Annotated in this window: 20 protein-coding genes; 7 read left to right on the top strand and 13 right to left on the bottom strand. The window is 67.3% G+C overall.

Translation table 11 applies throughout. From position 1 onward, the window contains the following. Window positions 1–50 precede the first annotated feature (50 nt). Window positions 51–2255 (top strand): transglycosylase domain-containing protein, encoded by a 2205-nt coding sequence (locus HZ321_RS20770; RefSeq protein WP_342343895.1) that lies wholly within the window; start codon window positions 51–53, stop codon window positions 2253–2255. 5 nt (window positions 2256–2260) lie between these two features. Here HZ321_RS20770 and HZ321_RS20765 read toward each other — a convergent pair whose 3' ends face one another. Beyond that, window positions 2261–3493 (bottom strand): aminotransferase-like domain-containing protein, encoded by a 1233-nt coding sequence (locus HZ321_RS20765; protein WP_244636083.1) that lies wholly within the window; start codon window positions 3491–3493, stop codon window positions 2261–2263. Window positions 3494–3659: 166 nt separating this feature from the next. Between HZ321_RS20765 and HZ321_RS20760 the strand changes: the two genes are divergently transcribed. Together HZ321_RS20760 and HZ321_RS20755 are read left to right on the top strand one after the other, a co-directional pair. After that, on the top strand, window positions 3660–4253 hold the full coding sequence (locus HZ321_RS20760; RefSeq protein ID WP_181704324.1) for a DUF1214 domain-containing protein: 594 nt from the start codon (window positions 3660–3662) through the stop codon (window positions 4251–4253). Next, window positions 4250–4792: a DUF1254 domain-containing protein gene (locus HZ321_RS20755; protein WP_181704323.1), complete on the top strand. Its 543-nt coding sequence runs from the start codon at window positions 4250–4252 to the stop codon at window positions 4790–4792. The genes HZ321_RS20760 and HZ321_RS20755 overlap by 4 nt, the downstream gene beginning before the upstream one ends. On the opposite strand, the gene HZ321_RS20750 is transcribed toward HZ321_RS20755, so the two are convergent. Together HZ321_RS20750 and HZ321_RS20745 are read right to left on the bottom strand one after the other, a co-directional pair. After that, window positions 4793–5569: a hypothetical protein gene (locus tag HZ321_RS20750; RefSeq protein ID WP_181704322.1), complete on the bottom strand. Its 777-nt coding sequence runs from the start codon at window positions 5567–5569 to the stop codon at window positions 4793–4795. It lies immediately after the preceding gene. A 97-nt stretch (window positions 5570–5666) separates the two neighbouring features. After that, the gene (locus HZ321_RS20745) at window positions 5667–5855 is read right to left on the bottom strand and encodes a hypothetical protein (protein WP_181704321.1); all 189 of its coding nucleotides are present in this window, start codon (window positions 5853–5855) and stop codon (window positions 5667–5669) included. Window positions 5856–6115: 260 nt separating this feature from the next. On the opposite strand from HZ321_RS20745, the gene HZ321_RS20740 reads away from it, so the two are divergent. Beyond that, on the top strand, window positions 6116–7246 hold the full coding sequence (locus HZ321_RS20740) for a DUF2336 domain-containing protein (RefSeq protein WP_181704320.1): 1131 nt from the start codon (window positions 6116–6118) through the stop codon (window positions 7244–7246). Window positions 7247–7249: 3 nt separating this feature from the next. Here the strand turns inward: HZ321_RS20740 and HZ321_RS20735 are convergent, their stop codons facing one another. The 3 genes from HZ321_RS20735 to HZ321_RS20725 are packed head-to-tail and all read right to left on the bottom strand — an operon-like array spanning window position 7250 to window position 10415. Continuing rightward, a complete protein-coding gene (locus HZ321_RS20735; protein ID WP_181704319.1) occupies window positions 7250–7606 on the bottom strand; it encodes a DUF1491 family protein in 357 nt (118 codons plus the stop codon). A gap of 27 nt (window positions 7607–7633) precedes the next feature. Further along, window positions 7634–8617: a peptidoglycan-binding domain-containing protein gene (locus HZ321_RS20730; RefSeq protein ID WP_181704318.1), complete on the bottom strand. Its 984-nt coding sequence runs from the start codon at window positions 8615–8617 to the stop codon at window positions 7634–7636. 4 nt (window positions 8618–8621) lie between these two features. Next, window positions 8622–10415, bottom strand: coding sequence for a sensor histidine kinase (locus HZ321_RS20725; RefSeq protein WP_181704317.1), 1794 nt, complete (start codon window positions 10413–10415; stop codon window positions 8622–8624). A gap of 417 nt (window positions 10416–10832) precedes the next feature. On the opposite strand from HZ321_RS20725, the gene HZ321_RS20720 reads away from it, so the two are divergent. Next, window positions 10833–10997 carry a hypothetical protein gene (locus HZ321_RS20720; RefSeq protein WP_181704316.1) on the top strand — a complete coding sequence of 55 codons (165 nt, stop codon included), beginning with the start codon at window positions 10833–10835 and terminating at the stop codon, window positions 10995–10997. A 153-nt stretch (window positions 10998–11150) separates the two neighbouring features. Beyond that, window positions 11151–11567, top strand: a complete 417-nt coding sequence (locus tag HZ321_RS20715; protein WP_181704315.1) for a SufE family protein — start codon at window positions 11151–11153, stop codon at window positions 11565–11567. Between the two features lie 10 nt (window positions 11568–11577). Here the strand turns inward: HZ321_RS20715 and HZ321_RS20710 are convergent, their stop codons facing one another. Together HZ321_RS20710 and HZ321_RS20705 are read right to left on the bottom strand one after the other, a co-directional pair. Continuing rightward, complete coding sequence (locus HZ321_RS20710) at window positions 11578–12156, bottom strand: DUF6456 domain-containing protein (RefSeq protein WP_181704314.1); 579 nt, start codon at window positions 12154–12156, stop codon at window positions 11578–11580. Continuing rightward, complete coding sequence (locus HZ321_RS20705) at window positions 12153–12560, bottom strand: helix-turn-helix domain-containing protein (RefSeq protein WP_181704313.1); 408 nt, start codon at window positions 12558–12560, stop codon at window positions 12153–12155. The genes HZ321_RS20710 and HZ321_RS20705 overlap by 4 nt, the downstream gene beginning before the upstream one ends. Before the next feature lie 191 nt (window positions 12561–12751). Between HZ321_RS20705 and HZ321_RS20700 the strand changes: the two genes are divergently transcribed. Next, window positions 12752–13105 (top strand): hypothetical protein, encoded by a 354-nt coding sequence (locus HZ321_RS20700; RefSeq protein ID WP_181704312.1) that lies wholly within the window; start codon window positions 12752–12754, stop codon window positions 13103–13105. Window positions 13106–13117: 12 nt separating this feature from the next. Here the strand turns inward: HZ321_RS20700 and HZ321_RS20695 are convergent, their stop codons facing one another. From HZ321_RS20695 to HZ321_RS20675, 5 genes are all read right to left on the bottom strand, one after another. Continuing rightward, window positions 13118–13534 (bottom strand): Ros/MucR family transcriptional regulator, encoded by a 417-nt coding sequence (locus HZ321_RS20695; RefSeq protein ID WP_181704311.1) that lies wholly within the window; start codon window positions 13532–13534, stop codon window positions 13118–13120. Window positions 13535–13859: 325 nt separating this feature from the next. Next, a complete protein-coding gene (gene mnhG / locus HZ321_RS20690; RefSeq protein ID WP_181704310.1) occupies window positions 13860–14237 on the bottom strand; it encodes a monovalent cation/H(+) antiporter subunit G in 378 nt (125 codons plus the stop codon). After that, window positions 14234–14578: a cation:proton antiporter gene (locus tag HZ321_RS20685; RefSeq protein WP_181704309.1), complete on the bottom strand. Its 345-nt coding sequence runs from the start codon at window positions 14576–14578 to the stop codon at window positions 14234–14236. Before HZ321_RS20685 ends, mnhG begins: the two co-directional genes overlap by 4 nt. Continuing rightward, the gene (locus HZ321_RS20680) at window positions 14575–15048 is read right to left on the bottom strand and encodes a Na+/H+ antiporter subunit E (RefSeq protein ID WP_181704350.1); all 474 of its coding nucleotides are present in this window, start codon (window positions 15046–15048) and stop codon (window positions 14575–14577) included. The genes HZ321_RS20685 and HZ321_RS20680 overlap by 4 nt, the downstream gene beginning before the upstream one ends. Continuing rightward, complete coding sequence (locus HZ321_RS20675; RefSeq protein WP_181704308.1) at window positions 15048–16640, bottom strand: Na+/H+ antiporter subunit D; 1593 nt, start codon at window positions 16638–16640, stop codon at window positions 15048–15050. Before HZ321_RS20675 ends, HZ321_RS20680 begins: the two co-directional genes overlap by 1 nt. Window position 16641: the final 1 nt, after the last annotated feature.

Below are 16641 nucleotides of genomic sequence, written 5' to 3'. Positions count from 1 at the left end.
AGCCGGTTTCCGAGAACCGGGCTCAGCGAGCAACCTATTGAGCTTGCCACGTGCGTGACCGCAAGTCGAAAACCCGCCGCCGCTTCGGCCTTCGGCTGCTCGCGGCCGACGCCTGGATCGATACGACGGTCTGGCGCCTCGGTGCGGGCTTCGCGCGGTGGTGGGATGCCGTCACCGACCACATGACGCGGTTTCGGGTCCGCGGTTGGGCGCGAGTCGCCAGCGAGGTCGCCGGCGAGGCGGCGACGCTCGGCACCGCCGGGTCCATCCTGATGCTGGCGCTCGCCGTGCCGGCGTTCCGCGCCACGGAGTCCGACTGGCGCGCCCAGGGCGAATACGCGGTCACCTTCCTCGACAAGAACGGCGCCTTCATCGGCCGCCGCGGCATGTTCCTCGACGACACCGTGCCGCTCGACAAGCTGCCGCCCTACCTGATCCAGGCGACCCTCGCAACCGAGGACCGGCGCTTCCACGAGCACTTCGGCATCGACGTGATCGGCACCTTCCGGGCCGTCGTCACCAACGCCAAGGCCGGCGGGGTGGTCCAGGGCGGTTCGTCGCTGACCCAGCAGCTCGCCAAGAACCTGTTCCTCTCCAACGAGCGGACCATCGAACGCAAGATCAAGGAGGCCTACCTCGCCCTCTGGCTGGAGGCCAACCTGTCCAAGCAGGACATCCTCAAGCTCTACCTGGACCGCGCCTATATGGGCGGCGGCACCCACGGCGTGGCGGCGGCGGCCGAGTTCTATTTCGGCAAGAAGGTCACCGACCTGACGCTCGCGGAATGCGCGATGCTCGCCGGGCTGTTCAAGGCGCCCACCAAATACGCGCCGCACGTCAACCTGCCCGCAGCGCGCGCCCGCGCCAACCAGGTACTCACCAACATGGTGGCCGCCGGCTTCGTCACCGAGGGCCAGGTCGCCGGCGCGCGGCGCAATCCGGCCTCCGTGCTGGCGGGAACGCGGCCGGCCGCGCCGGACTGGTTCCTCGACTGGGCGTTCGACGAGGTGAAGCGCCTGCAGCCGCGCGGGGATCGCACGATCACCGTCAAGACAACCCTCGACCCGGCGATCCAGAAGGCGGCGGACGGCGCGATCGAGACCAGCCTCCGGCAGTACGGCCAGGACTACCGCGTCACCCAGGGTGCGACGGTGATCCAGAGCCCGGACGGCGCCGTCAGGGCGATGGTTGGCGGGCGGGACTACGGCGAGAGCCAGTTCAACCGGGCGGTCGGGGCGCTGCGTCAACCGGGGTCCTCCTTCAAGCCCTTCGTCTATGCCGCCGCCTTCATGAACGGCTACTCCAAGGACAGCGTCGTCGCCGACGCGCCGATCACCATCGGCAACTGGAGCCCGCGGAACTACGGGCGCGGCTATGCCGGCTCGGTCACGTTGAAGACCGCGCTGACCAAGTCGATCAACACCGTGCCCGTGCGCCTTGCCCAGGCGATCGGTCGCGACAAGATCATAGAGACCGCCTACCGCATGGGGATAAGGACCGAGTTGAAGATCACCCGTGCCCTTCCCCTCGGGGTGGCGGAGGTGACCGTGCTCGACATGGCGGGCGCCTATTCCGGTTTCGCCAATGGCGGCATCAAAGCCACGCCCTATGCGGTGGAGGAGATCGCCACCCACACGGGCCGGACGGTTTATGCCCACGCAACCAGCGAACAACCTGCGGAGCGCGTTCTGCCGGAAGAGGTTGCATTCGAACTCAACGATATTCTCCACAACGTCGTCGTCGCGGGGACAGGCGGTCGCGCCAAGCTGGAGGGTCAGTTGGCGGCTGGCAAGACCGGAACGACGCAGGCCTACCGCGACGCTTGGTTCGTCGGCTACACCGGCCACTACGTAGCCGCCGTCTGGTTCGGAAACGACGACTACACCTCCACGAAAAACATGACGGGCGGCAGCCTGCCGGCGATGACCTGGCAGACCATCATGACGGCGGCCCACCAGGGCCTGCCCTTCCGCGGCATTCCGGGGGTCATCACCGAGGCCGCGCCGGTGGAAGTGGCCGCGCCTGCGGAGGAGTCGAAGCCGGTGGAGTCCAGCAACGTCCTGAATCCGAAAGCACTTTCCGTCATCGACGCAACCGGCGCGATGTTCCGCAAGCGGCTCGACCAGCCGCTCCCGCCGGACGTGCCGACTTCCGCGCTGGAGACCGTGCCCGTGCAGCCGGTCTCGCTGCTGTCCCCGACCCCGGTGGGCCGCTCGCGGGTGGAACTGACCGCGCCGACGTCGTCGTTTCGCTAATCAAATCAATGGCTTAGCTCGTTCTTGACCAGCCGTCCCAGGCGACTGATACCCTCTTCGATCATCGCTTCGGTCGGCGCGGAGAAGTTCAGGCGGATGGTGTTCGCCTTTGATTCCGTTGCGAAAAACGCCTTTCCGGGAACGAAGGCGACGCGTTCCTCGGTGATCGCCCGGGCCAGCAGCGCCGCCCCGTCGATCTTCTCGGGCAAGGTCACCCAGACGAACAGCCCGCCGTTCGGTTCCGTCCAGCTAACCCCTTTCGGCATACGGGTTTTCAGCGCCCGAAGCAGGGCGTCACGGCGCTTGGAATAGGTCTCGATCACCGCCTCGACCTGCCGGTCATAGGTTTTCTCGGCCACCTCGAACATCAGCATCTGGTTGATGGTGGAGGTGTGCAGGTCGGACGCTTGTTTGACCAGAACGAGCTTTTGAATCAGAGGCTTGGCGGCGCAGATCCAGCCGATCCGGTAGGCCGGGGCGAGGGTCTTGGAGAAGGTGCCGAGAAAGATCGTCCGGCATGCATCGATCCCGCCGCTCCGGTCGCAGTCCAGCGCCTGGATCGTCCGGGGCGCGTCGCCTTCAAAGCGGATCGCGCGATATGCAGCATCCTCTATGACCGGAACGCCCAGGTTTTCCGCTAGGTCCAGCACCTTCAAGCGCCCCGTCTCGTCCAGCGTCTCGCCGGTCGGGTTCGAGCAGTCGGGGACGAGGTAGGCGAACTTGACCCGGCCGCCCTCCCGCTCCGCCGCCTCCGCATAGGACAGCGGCGTCCGGTTGCCCTCCGGGGCCAGTGTATCGTAGCGGGGTTCGTAGGGATTGAAGGCTTGCAGGGCACCGAGATAGGTCGGCGCGGTCACCAGCGCCGTGTCGCCCGGCGAGATCAGCATCTTTCCGAGAAAATCGAGCGCCTGCTGCGAGCCGTGGGTGATCAGGATGTTGTCGATGTCGCAGTCGACGCCCATGCTCTTCATGTGCTCGACGATCCACTGCCGGAGCGGCGGGTAGCCTTCACTGATCGAATACTGAAGCGCCTGTGCAGCGATTTTGGCGTCGCCGAGGATCTTCTCGTTCGCCTCGCGGAATGCCAGCGTCGGAAACAGCGCCGGATCGGGGATTCCACCGGCAAAGGAGATCACGTCGGGCTGATCGAGGAGCTTCAGGAGTTCGCGGATCTCGGATGCCTTCATCCGCTCCGCCCGTCCCGCATAGACGGATGACCAGTCGATCGGCATCACCATGTCGCTTCTCCCCAAGGCAAGTTCTGCAACCGCTACGCCGGCCGTCTGCTTTAGTCAACAATGCTGACCTGGTTTTCGACCCGCTTTCCGTCGCACTCTTCCGGCCCGTCGTGTAGGGTTGCGACTCACCGAACCATCCCAAGCGCTCCGGCCGACCGCTCCCCCCGTGTTCCTCGTCCTCCGTCTCCTGATCGTCGCTCTTCTCGGCGCCGGCCTCGGTCTCGGGTCGGTGTGGTTCGTGCTGGAAACAAGCGCGCTCGACGCCGGCACCGCGATCGGGCCCTGGCGCGTCCAGACCGGAGAGACCGGCTCGGATCGTCACCCCTACGCCGCTGCCCGGGCCTCGCGGGAGGGGCGGATCGGCCTTGGGCCGGCCGAGGGCGTCGCCTTCGAGGCGCGGTTCGACGCCGCCGGCCAGCCCTTCAACCCGGCCTGTCACTACACGATCGAGGGCGCCCTGCCCCCGGCCGATCTGTGGACCCTCGCGGTCACCGACGATGCCGGTCACCTGCCGCGCAATCCGGCCGGGCGAACCGGGTTCACCAGCCGCGATGCCATCCGCCAGCCGGACGGCGGGATCCTGATCACCGTCGGGCGAACCGCGCGGCCCGGCAACTTCGTGCCGACGGGATCGCTCGCCTCACTGGTGTTCACGCTGCGCATCTACGCGCCCGGCCTCTCCGCCCGCCTCCCCGGGCCGGAACTCCTGCCGGCGATCCGCCGGCTTTCCTGCGGACCGGCAAGCGGGGTGCGGCGATGAACGGCAAGCTGGTCCGCGCCGTCATCGGCGGCTTCATCGTAGCGGGGCTCGTCCATGTCATCGCCGTGCTGCTGATCCCCGGCATGGCCTCGAACGACGCCACGGGCCGGGTCCAGCGGGCGGCCGTCGCGGGCGCGGTGACGCCCATACCGGCGGATGGAAGCGTGCTGCCCGACCTCGACCCTTTCTTCGTGCACGCGGCCTGTCCGTTCGAGGGATCGACGCCGACGGTGGTCGAGGGGCCGGTCCCGGACGACTACTGGTCGCTGGCGGTGGTCTCCAGGGCGGGCGGCGTGGTGGCCAGCTTCGACCGGAGCGCTGTCGGCGCAGGACCGGCGAACCTGACGGTCGGCCTGCCGGGCGACATCGAGCAGATCCGCCTGCAGACAGCAGGCAGCGGCGTCGGCGGCCTCCAGGTGGAAGTACCGCCCGGTCCCGGTTTCGTGCTGATCAGGGCGTCCGCCGCCGACCCGGACACACGAGTGGCCGTCTCGGAGCGGCTTGCCGCCTTCACCTGCGGACCGGCGGGGACGCCCTGATCACTTCTGCAGCACGGGCTCGTCGAATGGGTCCGGACCGTCGAGCAGGCGCGAGCGGCGCGGCTGGCGGTTGCCGAAATCGATCGCGGACATCGCCGGGCCGTCGGCACATTGCTGAGCGGCGAGGGCGTCGAAGGCCCGGTTGACGGCCCACATCTGCTCCGACGGGGTTTCGAGCGCCATGCGTTCGATGGCGAAGCGATAGGACGTCAGCCGATAGGCGAGCGCCCGCCAGACCCAGCTCATCTGCCGATTGTTCTCTTCGATCCGGTTGTAGGTGTCGACCAGCACGTCGGGGGTGACGGACTGGTCGGCATTCACCCGGCCGATCCTCCAGGCGTCGGTGCGGCGAACGCGCGCGGCGACCTCGCAGAAAGGCGGAACGAGAAGCGCGTCGCCGGTGATGTCGTCCATCACCTTGGTCCAGCGGGTTTCCGAGGAGCGATAGTCACCGGCCCGCAGGAAGAGATAGTAGCGTGTCGGGTTGAAGCGCGGATCGAGGACCGGGAGGATGCGCGTCCGCTGGCCCTCGACCAGTGGTTCCAGCCACCAGTCGCCGACGTGCGGCGGACGCACGAAGTTCCAGGCGCGGTCCCTGAGCAACCTCTCGTCGTCGGTCAGATTGTACCAGGAGACCGGCTCCTCGCGGATGGTCGCGGCCAGCTTGCCGACCAGCGGTAGAACCTCGTCGTTGAGGGCTGACGGCTTGGCACGGCCGAAGTCTCCGGTCGGGCGGCCGCAGGCGGCAAGGCCTATGGCAAGGCCGAGCACGACCAAGCGTCCCGCCTCCCTCGTCATCACTTTGGTCAGTGCGGATCGGATCATCCCGAACCGTCACCGGATTCGGGGGGATTGCGCAAGGGAGCCCCGGCGATCAGCGGCGCTCGGTATCCAGCCGATCGCCGCGCAATGCGACAGCCGCTTCCGAGGCGACAGCGGTCACCGGTACCGCCTCCTGGCGCTCGTAGCGGACGCCCGGAAAGATCGTGATCTCGCACGGACGATCGGGCTTCTGCCGATGCCGCTGTGCGATCATGCTGCTGAACGCAACCACGTTGCCCATGGCGCCACCTCACCCTACCAACACAGCCGACCGAAGGTTTTCGTCCGGCTTCGCTCAAGGCTCTCCTTGGTTAAACGAGGGGCACCTTGCACCGGTTCCCGCTCCGCGTCCTGTTCAACCCCGGTGCCATACTGAAGGGGTGGAGAGTTAACAGGACGTTTACAGTTGGGGTTGCATTCTAGCGATCGCCCCGCGGCTTTCGTCGCGGTGGTTTCCATATCCTTTCCGTCCGCGTCGTTCCTGCCCGAGCGCTCAATCCGATGGCTCCAGTCCCGTTCTCTGATGGCGTCCAGAAGCTGTCGCAGGCAACGGACGCCACGCGTCGGCGCGCGCTGCTGAAGGCGGCCACCGAGCTCTTCGTCTCGGTGCCGGTGCACCCCGCGCCGGACATCCACATCTACGAAGAGCTGGCGCTCCAACTTCTGCGGATCACGCCGTTCGACGACCGGCGCGCCGTGGCGACGCTGCTTTCGCAACGCTCCGATGCGCCCGCCGCCGTGCTCAGCGCCCTGATGGCGGACGATCCGACCATCGCGTCGGTCGTCATCCGCGACGCCCGGTCCGTGCCGGAGGTGGAGTTGCTGGCCCTCGTTGCGACCGGCAGCAGGGCGCACCTGGAGGCGCTCGCACAGAGACCCCATCCGACTCCGGCGCTCGTGGAAGCCTTGGCGCGCAACCTGCCGGCCGAGGCGCTGCCGCTGCTCCTGGCCAATCCCACCACCGCCCTTCCGCCCGGGGCCACCGCGATCCTGATCCGACGGGCGCATGGGCACCCTACCCTTGCCGTCGCGCTGGGGCACCGGATTGGCGACATCGAGGATGCCGACCTCGTCGATCTCTTCCTCGATCTCGACTCGAAGGGCCGGCGGCGGGTGCTGCTGGCGCTGGAACTTCTGGCCCTGCGCGACTTTGCGGCGCGCAAACCGCTGGCCAAGGCGCCGACCCCCCACGCGGTGGTGGTCGAGGATCTCGCCCGGTCGGCGCTCTCGCGCGATCTCGACATTGTCGCCGTACACCTTTCCCGACTGCTCGAGGTGGACCGGGCGGTGGCCAAGCGCCTTCTGACGGATCCGGGCGGCGAACCGCTGGCGACGGCGCTCAAGGCGAGCGGCCTCGACGAGGCGACGGCGATGCGCATCCTTCTTTTCTCCGGCCTCGGCGAAGGGCGCGACTATTTCGAGGTGAAGCGGCTGCTGGAGGTGTTCGAGAACACCTCGCAACGCTCGGCCTCGTTCCTGCTGACCCGCTGGCGGCCCGATCCGGAGCCCCTGCCCCGTCGCCGCCACCGCCTTACGCCGCAGACCGAAGAGGGTACTCCGGCCCGCCCAGCAGAACGCCGCACACCGGCACCGCCCATGCGGCAGGCGGGGCGCAAGAGCGAGACCGGCTGACCGTCAGGTGATCTCCAGGACGTCGAGGTCATGGGTGCCGTCGCGGCATTCGGTCTCCACGATCCAGCAGTCGGTGTCGAAGCCGCGCTCGCGGAACAGGCGCTCGTCCACCTCCCGCTCGGGCGCGGCGACAGCAAGACGCTCGAAGACACGACCGCCGGCAATGGCCGGATCCAGGTCCTCGGTGAACATCTGGGGGATCGGGCCGTAGAGGTCGGCGGTCCCGTCGAGTCTGCTGACCTTGATGAAGATCGCGCCCGCCTCGTCCGCGCCGCGGTGAACGACGGCGGTGAACTTGCCCATCATGTTGCGACGGCGGATATAGGCGGAAACGAAGAACTCGGAGGTGATGCGCTGCATTCGGCGATCGTACACGATCGGCCACGCTCAGCGCGATGCGAAGCCGCCGATCTTGACGAGTTCGTCGAGGAACCGCTGGTTGATCTCGCCGGTAGCCGGCAGATCGCGGTTTTCCTCGAAGCGGCGGATGGCGTCGCGGGTGTCCCTCGACATCGTGCCGTCAGCCTTGAGGGGGCCATAGCCCAGCAGGTCGAGCGCTTCCTGGACGCGGGCAAGCTTGGGATCCCCCGCGGGAGCCGTCGGCGCCTCAACGACCGGACGACCGACCGCCGGCTGGGGGATGGGTGTTCCGGAGGAGCGCAGAACCGCCTGCTCGACGCGGGCCGACGGAACAGGGCCGTCGGCCTGCATCACCGCGCCGGTCGCGCCGGCGCGCGGAGGCGGCCGCTTGGGAATCGGTATCGGGCCGGCGATCGGCGGCGCGGGTTCGCGCGTCGCGTCGGCCGCAGCTGGTTCGCGCGTCGCGACGACCGGGGCCGGCTCAGCGGGCATGCGGACGGGCGGCACCACTTCCGATCGGCGGTTGGCGGCGGAGCGGAGTTCGGCGAGGACGGCGCTGGTGGCCTCGCCCGTCTGCTTCAGCCGGTGATCCTGTTCGAAACGGAGGATGGCGTCCGAGGTGATCGGCCCGATCAGGCCATCGACCGGTCCGTCGTAGTAGCCGCGGCGCTTCAGTTCGGTCTGGATATCGGCGACGAGGCCGGGGTCGACCATCGGCTCGCCGCCGAGCAACGCACCGATCTCGTCGTGGGCAGGGACCGCGGCATAGGGATGGACGGGGATCGGCGGCGCCGAGGTTCCGGCGCCAAAGGGGCTGGTGTCGCTGAACAGGGGCGCCGGGTGGCGGCCGGCCTGCAGCGCGAGGGCATTGGTCATGATCGCTACGGCCATGGCGGCCATGACCACGGCACCGCCGGTGGCGGTGGGGTTGGCGATCAGCGTGTCGGCGATCGCGGCGACGGTTCCACGGCGCGGTTCGGGCTTCTTCTTGCGGGACTTGCGGGGCGCCATCCGGTCAGGCCCTCTTCGCCGTCCGGCCCGGGGCCGCGGCGTCCGTGTCGCGGGCGGCGCGTTTGGGGAACGGGGTGGGCTCGCGGTCGCCCGTGATCGGCAGGTAAACCGTGACGGTCGTGCCCTTGCCGAGCTCCGATTCGATGGACATCGAGCCGCCATGAAGCGCCGCGAGGCCCTTCACCACGGACAGGCCGAGGCCGGTGCCCTCGTGCTTGCGGTCGTAGCCGGATTCGGCCTGGACGAAGGGATTGCCGAGGCGCGGCAGGTCCTCGGCGGAGATGCCGATGCCGCAGTCGCGGACGAAGAGCGCCATGCGCCGGCCTTCGCGCTGAGCGCCGTAGACGACCTCGCCGCCGCTGTTGGAGAACTTGATGGCGTTCGAAAGAAGGTTGAGCAGGATCTGACGGCAAGCGCGGCGGTCGGCGTTCAGCTCGGGAAGGTTGTCCTCCACCTGCATGCGGAGGTTCACTCCGGCCTGGAAAGCCTGGTGCGCCATCAGCTGGCCACAGCGGTCGATGACGGCGCGCAGGTCGAAGGGCTCGGGCACGACGTCGAAGTTGCCGGCCTCGATCTTGGACATATCGAGGATGTCGTTGACCACCTGCAGCAGGTGCTCGCCGGATTCCTTGATGAGGCGCGCGTATTCGTGGTGCCGCTCGTATTCGAACTTGCCGAAGATCTCCTGGCCGAGAATGTCGGAGAAGCCGATGATGGCGTTGAGCGGCGTGCGCAGTTCGTGGCTGACGTTGGCAAGGAAGCGCGTCTTGGCGAAGCTCGCGGCCTCGGCATCCTGGCGCGCCTTCAGGAGTTCGTCCTCCTGCAGCTTGCGGTGCTCGATGTCGCGGGTGACGGCGACGACCACGCCGCCGGTGAGCGCGGCGTCCTCGGTGCGACGCAGCAGCATCTCCACCCAGAGCCAGTTCTCCTGGATGTCGTCGCCGCGCCGGACGCGGAACTCGACGGCGGACATGCCGCGGTGGATGGCCTCCGAAAGGGCGGTGAGGAAGGCCGGCCGGTCGGCGATGTGGACACGGCGGAAGAGCCCGTCGGCGAGGAGCTCGTAGGGTTTCACGCCGAGGACGCGGGCCGTCGCCGGCGAGGCGAAGGTGACGTCGCCGTCCGCGCCGTGGCAGGTGACCAGGTCGGTCATGGTGTCGGCGAGCAGCCGATAACGGCCCTCGCCGGAGTTGGCTCGGGTCTCCGCGTCGCGGTGCTGGGTCTCGACGCGGATGGCGATCATCGAGGCATAGACGAGGGTAACGAGTCCGGCCGCCGCGTTCATCAGGGCGGGGCCGCCGACAAAGGTGACGGGCGGCGGAAGGCTGCCGCCGAGGGTGAGGAGCGCGACTGCAAGCAGCCCGGCGCCGCCGACCAGGGCGGACTTGGCGATGACCTTGCGGCTGTTGGAGAGCGCAGCCTCGATCGGGGCGATGGCGAACCAGACGATCGCGAAGGAGGAAAGGCCGCCGGTGAAAGCGGCGACCCAGGCCACAAGGGACGTGAGCACCAGGGCCGACAGGAGGAAGCCGGTCTCCAACCGACCGGAGCGACTGACATAGAGCGCGACGAGGGATTCCAGACCGAGGATGGCGAGCGCCGTGACCGAGAACGGCGCGGCGGCACCCTGCATCACCAGGGCGAGCGGCACCATGCCGAGCGCTGCGATCCCGCTGCCCATATGCGCGGCGATGAAGCCGCGATGGGTCGCGCTACGCGCCGCGTCCACGGTCGCCGAGCCGTGGACGAGCGGCTCGAAAGACCGCTCCAGGACGCGTCTGAACTCGTCGATACGCAACACGCTACTCCGCAGTACACGTACGCCGGGTGACCCCACCGTCGGGATATGACGGTGCCATACCCCCGTTTATGGAGTGTTGATGATGATGGGCGGCTTGGAACCGTTTCCGCGGGGTTCAGGCCATTCCAACAGGGTGGCCGGAAAAGATCGTCGTCATGGTTAAGCTTGCGTGAATGGCGGCGTTCGGGCGGGGCTGGCCGGGCCAAGTCGCTGTCGAACAAACGCAAACGGGCGATCGCTCCAATTTTCGGCAAACTCGCGGAAAATGAGGCGCGAATTCAAGTTGAATGCACGCAGCGGACGCAATCGGATCGAAAAGCGGCGTGTGGACTATAGGCGTCCGAAGGGGTGTGGTCGCCGCGACCGCCTCCCGTGTTTGCGGCCGATCTGCCGCCTGGAGCTGCCGGTGTCCTCATGTTTCTGATCCGAACCGTGTTCTGGCTCGCCGTCCTCTCGCTCGCCATCCCGGCCCAGGGCCCGGGGGCGGGTTCGGTCTCGTCCGGGGTGTCGGACGCGACGCTGGCCGCGGGCGACCGGGCCGCCGGCCCCCATGATTCGATCGCCCCGACCGGCATCTAGCCGCCGAATTCGCCTACCCTGCACCGGAGCCGATGCTTCGGCACCTCAGGCCGCTCGACAGCGACGTCGCAGCGGCCTTTTCCTTGCCTGCCGCTTTCAAGCGGAGGGCACGGCCGCTATATGCGGGGGCATGACGCAGCGGGACACGAGTTCATGACCCTCGACGAGATCCGGGAAAACTTCGCCTTCCTCGACGACTGGGAAGACCGCTACCGCTATGTGATCGAACTGGGCAAGGCGCTGCCGCCGTTGCCGGACAACGCGCGGACGGACGAGAACAAGGTGCGCGGCTGCGCGAGCCAGGTGTGGATCCAGACCCGGCTGGACGACACGCCGGACGGGCCCCGACTGAGCTTCATCGGCGATTCCGACGCCCATATCGTGAAGGGGCTGATCGCCATCCTGCACGCGACCTACTCCGGCCATCCGGCCCGGGAGATCCTGGAGACCAACCCGGAGACCATCTTCGAGGAGCTGCAGTTGAAGGAGCACCTGACGCCGCAGCGGTCGAACGGCTTGCGTTCGATGGTCGAACGGCTGCGGCGCGAGGCCCAGGCCGCGGTCGCATAACGGCCCCGGCTCAGGCGCGCGGCCGGTAGTCCGGCGCACCCCAGTGGCGAAGACGGGCGCCGGCCGGGCCGGTCGCCTGTTCGCAAAGGCCGTAGTGGCGGGCGAGCGCGGCGAGCGCGATGCGCAGAACAACCTTCGCGGACCGGGAGGGATAGCCGCGGCTTCGCTCCACGTCGCCAAGGCCGCGCAGGTGGCAGCAGACGTCGATCAGCACGGCCGCGAGGTCCGGACCGACCGCCTGGAGCGCCGCGGTCACGCGCGCCCTGGCGGCCAGCGCGGCATCGGTGACGACGAGACCGCCGCCGGAGCCGGATTGGCGACGATCGTTGGGCCCGCCGAGCGCGTCCCAGTTCATCGTGGTGCGCGCCATCAGTCCCGCGATCGTGAAATCGCGGCGGAAACGTTCCCCGGCCACGAAGGCGCTGTCCTCGATCAGGGCGTCCCCGGAACTCCCCCGGTGGCTGCGCAACCAGGCGAGCGGGCTTTCGGCCAGATCGACCTCGACATGCTCCACCCTGCCGTTCCTGTCGGAGATCGTGCACCGGACGACGGTGCCGGACGCAGGGGGGCGAGACCGTGCGGCCTTCATGAGAGCCTCCGCATGCCCGGCGCGCCGGCTCGGCCGGTCAGGTGTTGCCACCGCTGCACCGCCTGCTCGATGGTGTCGACCATCGCGTCCACGGCGCGGTATTCGCGGAGATCCTCGATCTTGCGGCAGGCGTAAGCGGCTGTCGTCCGGTCACGGCCATAGACGGCGGCACAGTCCGTCAGGTTCAACCCAAGATTGACGTGCATGACGTAAATTGCAACTTGCCTGGCGAAGGCGTTGAGCGCCTGTCCTCGGTTCGGCCATTGCAGCGTGCCGAGTTCCAGGGCAAAGGTCCGCAGCACGAGCTGCTCCACCATCTCGATCTCAGGGGCGGTCTGCCAATCTGATTTCATTGGGTTATTGGGCGCTCTCCGAACTGAGCGCGCGATGCTTGCTGCCCACATGCCGGCTTCCTCAGAGTTGGCCGCAGACGCGACCGCTTGGGAATAAATACCTATGTAGGAAAACACGAGCTCCTCAGCGCGGGGATAACTTTCGGTTGTCTCCTCGCCGAATGGTTAGCATCCGGAAACGTCGGTTTATCCCCGCTGTCCCGGGGCGTGCGAGCTTCCCGGCACGTCCACGGGAACCGAACATGCCCAATCACATTCGAAGCAGCCGTCGCCGTGTAATCGTTGCCGCCGACGTGGTAGCCGCTGGAGCGGCGGTCTACGAGCGGGCGCGTATCCTGCCTCGGCTGCTGCCGATCAGCGCCGTGGAGTGTCGAAGCGAGGGGGTGGAGGCGGGTGAGCGGATCGTCCGGATGCTGGCGCGGGCGCTCAGGACGGAGCGGGCCAAGGGGCGAGCCGGTCACTGGAGCTACGACCTCAACAAGCACCTCGGCTTGGCACAGGCCTATCGGGCGGAACTGCGCCTGTTGAAGGCAGGCCGAGCGCAAAACGAAAAGGGCGCAGCCAAAACGGCCACGCCCTTCTCCAAATCAATTTGAACCGAGCCGGGATCAGCGGCCGCGACGGCGCTGCTGACCGAGACCCATCTTCTTCGCGAGCTCGGACCGGGCGGCCGCGTAGTTCGGCGCCACCATCGGGTAGTCCGGGGGAAGGCCCCACTTCTCGCGGTATTCTTCCGGCGACATGTTGTAGTGGGTGCGCAGGTGGCGCTTCAGCGACTTGAACTTCTTGCCGTCTTCCAGGCAGACGATGTAGTCGGGCGTGACCGACTTCTTGACCGGGACAGCAGGCTTCACCGGCTCGGGCTCGACTTCGACCGGGCCGCCCTGGACGCGATTGAGAGCGCCGACAACCTCGTAGATGAGGTTGGGGAGATCGGACGCGGCAACAGAATTGTTACCGACATATGCGGCAACGATATGCGCAGCGAGATCGATCATGGTGACGTTGTCGTCCAAATCGCTCATTGTTCTGACCAATCCTTTTTTGTGATTTCATCGAACCTGGACGTCCACCCGGTCCTGATGACTTGTGGGGCACTATTGTGCCGGTTCACCGGCAAGTCGCCCGACCTGCGCCCGACGACAATTAGTTTGGTTGCTTTCCAATAGCGCCCTTCCAGACAGAACACAAGCGCCTGAACCGAATAAGTTGGGAGTAAGAACGATCGTTTTCCGACCAACACTTGATTGAAAGGCTAAAACCCAAACGTTCAAGCCTATTCATGTAGGGGACAAACCGCATGAACGTGGCAAAATCGCTGCAAGCGGGGCAGTTGCGGCCGACGTCGAATCACGGCCTCGCGGAATCTTTTGCTGATCGTGGCGAGGCGACCTTGCGTTGCACGCTGGACAATACCGGATTCTTCCCGGTTCCCAGCGGAACGTAGCCAGCCAGAACGGCCGCCCGCGCCAGCAGATGCGCGGAAACCGGCGCGGTCAGCAGAAAGAAGATGACCCCGGCGAGGGCCCGCGTCGTGACATCGAAAGATGTTTCGTTGACGGCAACAGCGAGAAGACAGAAACCGGAACCGAGCGTACCGGCCTTACTGGCCGCATGCATGCGGGTGTAGACGTCGGGGAAGCGGAGAACGCCGAGCGCGCCGATCAGCGCGAAGCCGGCGCCGACTAGGAGGAGAATACCGGTGAGAACGGCCAGAATGCTGCTCATGGCGTCTTCCCCTGCAGGTTGGACTGCTCGTCGCTGTCCGGAAGCGTGATCTCCGCGTCCCCCGCCCTACCCCGGCTGAGGACGAAGCGGGCGAAGGCGACTGTTGCGAGGAAGCCGACCAGGCCGAGCGCCAAGGCGATGTCCAGGAATTGGTAGGCTGCGGTCTTGATGCCGAAGGCCGCGATGAAGCCGACGGCGACCCCGACGAGCAGGTCGAGAGCGACGATGCGGTCCGGCAAGGTCGGGCCCAGGATGATGCGGACCGATACCAGGACCAGCGACAGCGACAGCACGATCAAGGTGAGCTCGACTGCGACGTCGAGAAAGTCGGCGGCCGTCATCGGAAAGTCTCCAGGATCTTCTTCTCGAAGCCACCCCTGATATCGTCGATGACGGCCTGTGCGTCGGGCATGTCCACGCAATGGACGTAGAGCAGCCTGCGGTCGTCGGAGACGTCGACGGACAGCGTACCGGGGGTGAGCGTGATCAGGTTGGCCAGAAGGGTGATCTCGAAATCCCGGAGATCGGCCAGGGGATAGGCCACCATCCCCGGCTTCAGGTCGAGGTCCCGCCGCATCAGGATCTTGGCGACCCGGATGCCGGACTTGATCAATTCCACCAAGAACAGTCCGATCAGCGACAGCAATCGAAGCGGCCGGACCTTGGTGCCCTGGAGATTGAGATCGGGTCGGACGAGGGAAAGGGTCAAGGCGCCGAGCGCGAATCCGAACAGGATATTGACCACCGAGAACGAGCCGTTGACGGCACTCCAGGCGACCGCCAGAACGGCGGAAAGGACGAGGTACTGGATCATGGCGTGACCCCCAGGACGCGCGCCGTGAAGCCGGCGGGGTCGAGCAGGCCCGACGCGGCCCCCTCGGCGATCGCGCCGAGACCGGCGGGCAGGAGGCCGATCACGGCGACCGCCACGGCGAGGACGACAACCGGTCCGATCAAGGCCACGGCCTGTGCGTTGCTTTCGAAGCTCCGCACGCCTGCGAGCGCGACCGTGCCGTCCGGCGTGCCCTCCGGGCCGCCCCGCCAGAAGATGTAGAGCCAGGCCCGGCCGACGGCGAGGGTGATCAGGAAGCCGGAAACCAGCACCGCCGCGCCGAGCCAGGGCGCGCCGGCGGCGAAGGCCGCGTCGACGAGGATCGCCTTGGGCCAGAAGCCGGAAAAGGGCGGAAGTCCGGCCACGGCAAACAAGAGGGCAAGGACCACCAGGGAGAAGAGCGGGCTTGCGGCATAGAAACCGCCGAGCTTGCGCAAGTCGGCCGTAGCCGCCCGCGCCTCGACAACACCAGACGCCAGATAGAGCGCCGACATCACCAGCATGGAATGGACGGCGTAGAAGATGGAGCCGGTGAGGGCGCCGCCCGTCACCAAAGCCGCGCCAACGAGCATATTGCCGATGCCCGAGACGACCAGCCAGCCCAACATCCGGCGGAAATCGCTGCTGGCCAAAGCCCCGAGCGCGCCGGCGAGCATCGTCGCGCCGGCGACAAAGGCCAGCAGCGTGCCGAGATAGGCACTGGAGGGGCCGAGAAGCAGCACCAACGTCTTCAGGAGCGCGTAGACGCCGACCTTTGTGAGGAGACCTGCAAACAGCGCCGACACCGTCGCCGTCGGCGTGTGGTAGGAGGCGGGCAGCCAGAAGTTCACCGGGAAGGCGGCGGCCTTGGTGGCGAAAGCCAGCATGAAGAGGGCCGCGAGCGCACCGAGCGGCACGTCGGGTCCGGCGGCGCGGGCCTTGATGGCGATGTCGGCCATGTTGAGGGTGCCGAGCGCCCCGTAGAGCAGCCCCGTCGCGACCAGGAAGAGCGTGGTCGCGACCAGATTGAGCAGCCCGTATTTCACCGTTCCGTCGATCTGGCTCTTCTCCGACCCGAGCACCAGGAGGCCGAAGGAGGAGATGAGCAGGACCTCGAACCAGACGTAGAGGTTGAAGAGGTCGCCGGTCAGGAAGGCCCCGGTGACGCCGGTCATCAGCAGCATCAGGAAGGGGTAGAAGCCGTAGCGCCGCTCCGCCGTGTTGATGGAGGGCGGCGCGGTGGCAGTCGCGACCAGCGCCACGAAGGCGGAGACCGTGGCCAGCGTGGTGCCGAGCAGGTCGGCCGTGAAGGCGATGCCGAAGGGCGGCAGCCACGAGCCCATCATCATCACCACCGGGCCTTCAGTGAGGACGCGGCGGAGGAGCAGGAGGTCCAACAGGAAGAGCGCAGCCAGCGCCAGTCCGGCCACCGGTCGGTGCCAGTGCGTGGAATGGCGGATCATCACCAGGATGGCGCCGGCCGTGAGAGGGACGATGAGCGGCAGGATCACCAGCCAGTCCTGCAGGCTGGCCGGCGTCGTGATCATCGCGGCGGCAAGATCCACGGCGGGGGAATCGGAGGACGCGGCCATC

The sequence above is a fragment of the Chthonobacter albigriseus genome, from assembly GCF_013839445.1.
In the GTDB taxonomy this organism is placed as follows: domain Bacteria; phylum Pseudomonadota; class Alphaproteobacteria; order Rhizobiales; family Pleomorphomonadaceae; genus Chthonobacter; species Chthonobacter albigriseus.
The sequence above is the reverse complement of the archived record's forward strand: the minus strand, read 5'-3'. Positions and strand labels throughout refer to the sequence as shown.

Coding starts and splice junctions, on each gene's coding strand:
- HZ321_RS20715 (WP_181704315.1), top strand. CDS start 11,151: ATGACCCTCGACGAGATCCGGGAAAACTTCGCCTTCCTCGACGACTGG.
- HZ321_RS20745 (WP_181704321.1), bottom strand. CDS start 5,855: ATGGGCAACGTGGTTGCGTTCAGCAGCATGATCGCACAGCGGCATCGG.
- HZ321_RS20675 (WP_181704308.1), bottom strand. CDS start 16,640: ATGGCCGCGTCCTCCGATTCCCCCGCCGTGGATCTTGCCGCCGCGATG.
- HZ321_RS20755 (WP_181704323.1), top strand. CDS start 4,250: ATGAACGGCAAGCTGGTCCGCGCCGTCATCGGCGGCTTCATCGTAGCG.
- HZ321_RS20710 (WP_181704314.1), bottom strand. CDS start 12,156: ATGAAGGCCGCACGGTCTCGCCCCCCTGCGTCCGGCACCGTCGTCCGG.
- HZ321_RS20685 (WP_181704309.1), bottom strand. CDS start 14,578: ATGACGGCCGCCGACTTTCTCGACGTCGCAGTCGAGCTCACCTTGATC.
- HZ321_RS20700 (WP_181704312.1), top strand. CDS start 12,752: ATGCCCAATCACATTCGAAGCAGCCGTCGCCGTGTAATCGTTGCCGCC.
- mnhG (WP_181704310.1), bottom strand. CDS start 14,237: ATGAGCAGCATTCTGGCCGTTCTCACCGGTATTCTCCTCCTAGTCGGC.
- HZ321_RS20730 (WP_181704318.1), bottom strand. CDS start 8,617: ATGGCGCCCCGCAAGTCCCGCAAGAAGAAGCCCGAACCGCGCCGTGGA.
- HZ321_RS20740 (WP_181704320.1), top strand. CDS start 6,116: ATGGCTCCAGTCCCGTTCTCTGATGGCGTCCAGAAGCTGTCGCAGGCA.
- HZ321_RS20695 (WP_181704311.1), bottom strand. CDS start 13,534: ATGAGCGATTTGGACGACAACGTCACCATGATCGATCTCGCTGCGCAT.
- HZ321_RS20720 (WP_181704316.1), top strand. CDS start 10,833: ATGTTTCTGATCCGAACCGTGTTCTGGCTCGCCGTCCTCTCGCTCGCC.
- HZ321_RS20735 (WP_181704319.1), bottom strand. CDS start 7,606: ATGCAGCGCATCACCTCCGAGTTCTTCGTTTCCGCCTATATCCGCCGT.
- HZ321_RS20765 (WP_244636083.1), bottom strand. CDS start 3,493: ATGGTGATGCCGATCGACTGGTCATCCGTCTATGCGGGACGGGCGGAG.
- HZ321_RS20705 (WP_181704313.1), bottom strand. CDS start 12,560: ATGTGGGCAGCAAGCATCGCGCGCTCAGTTCGGAGAGCGCCCAATAAC.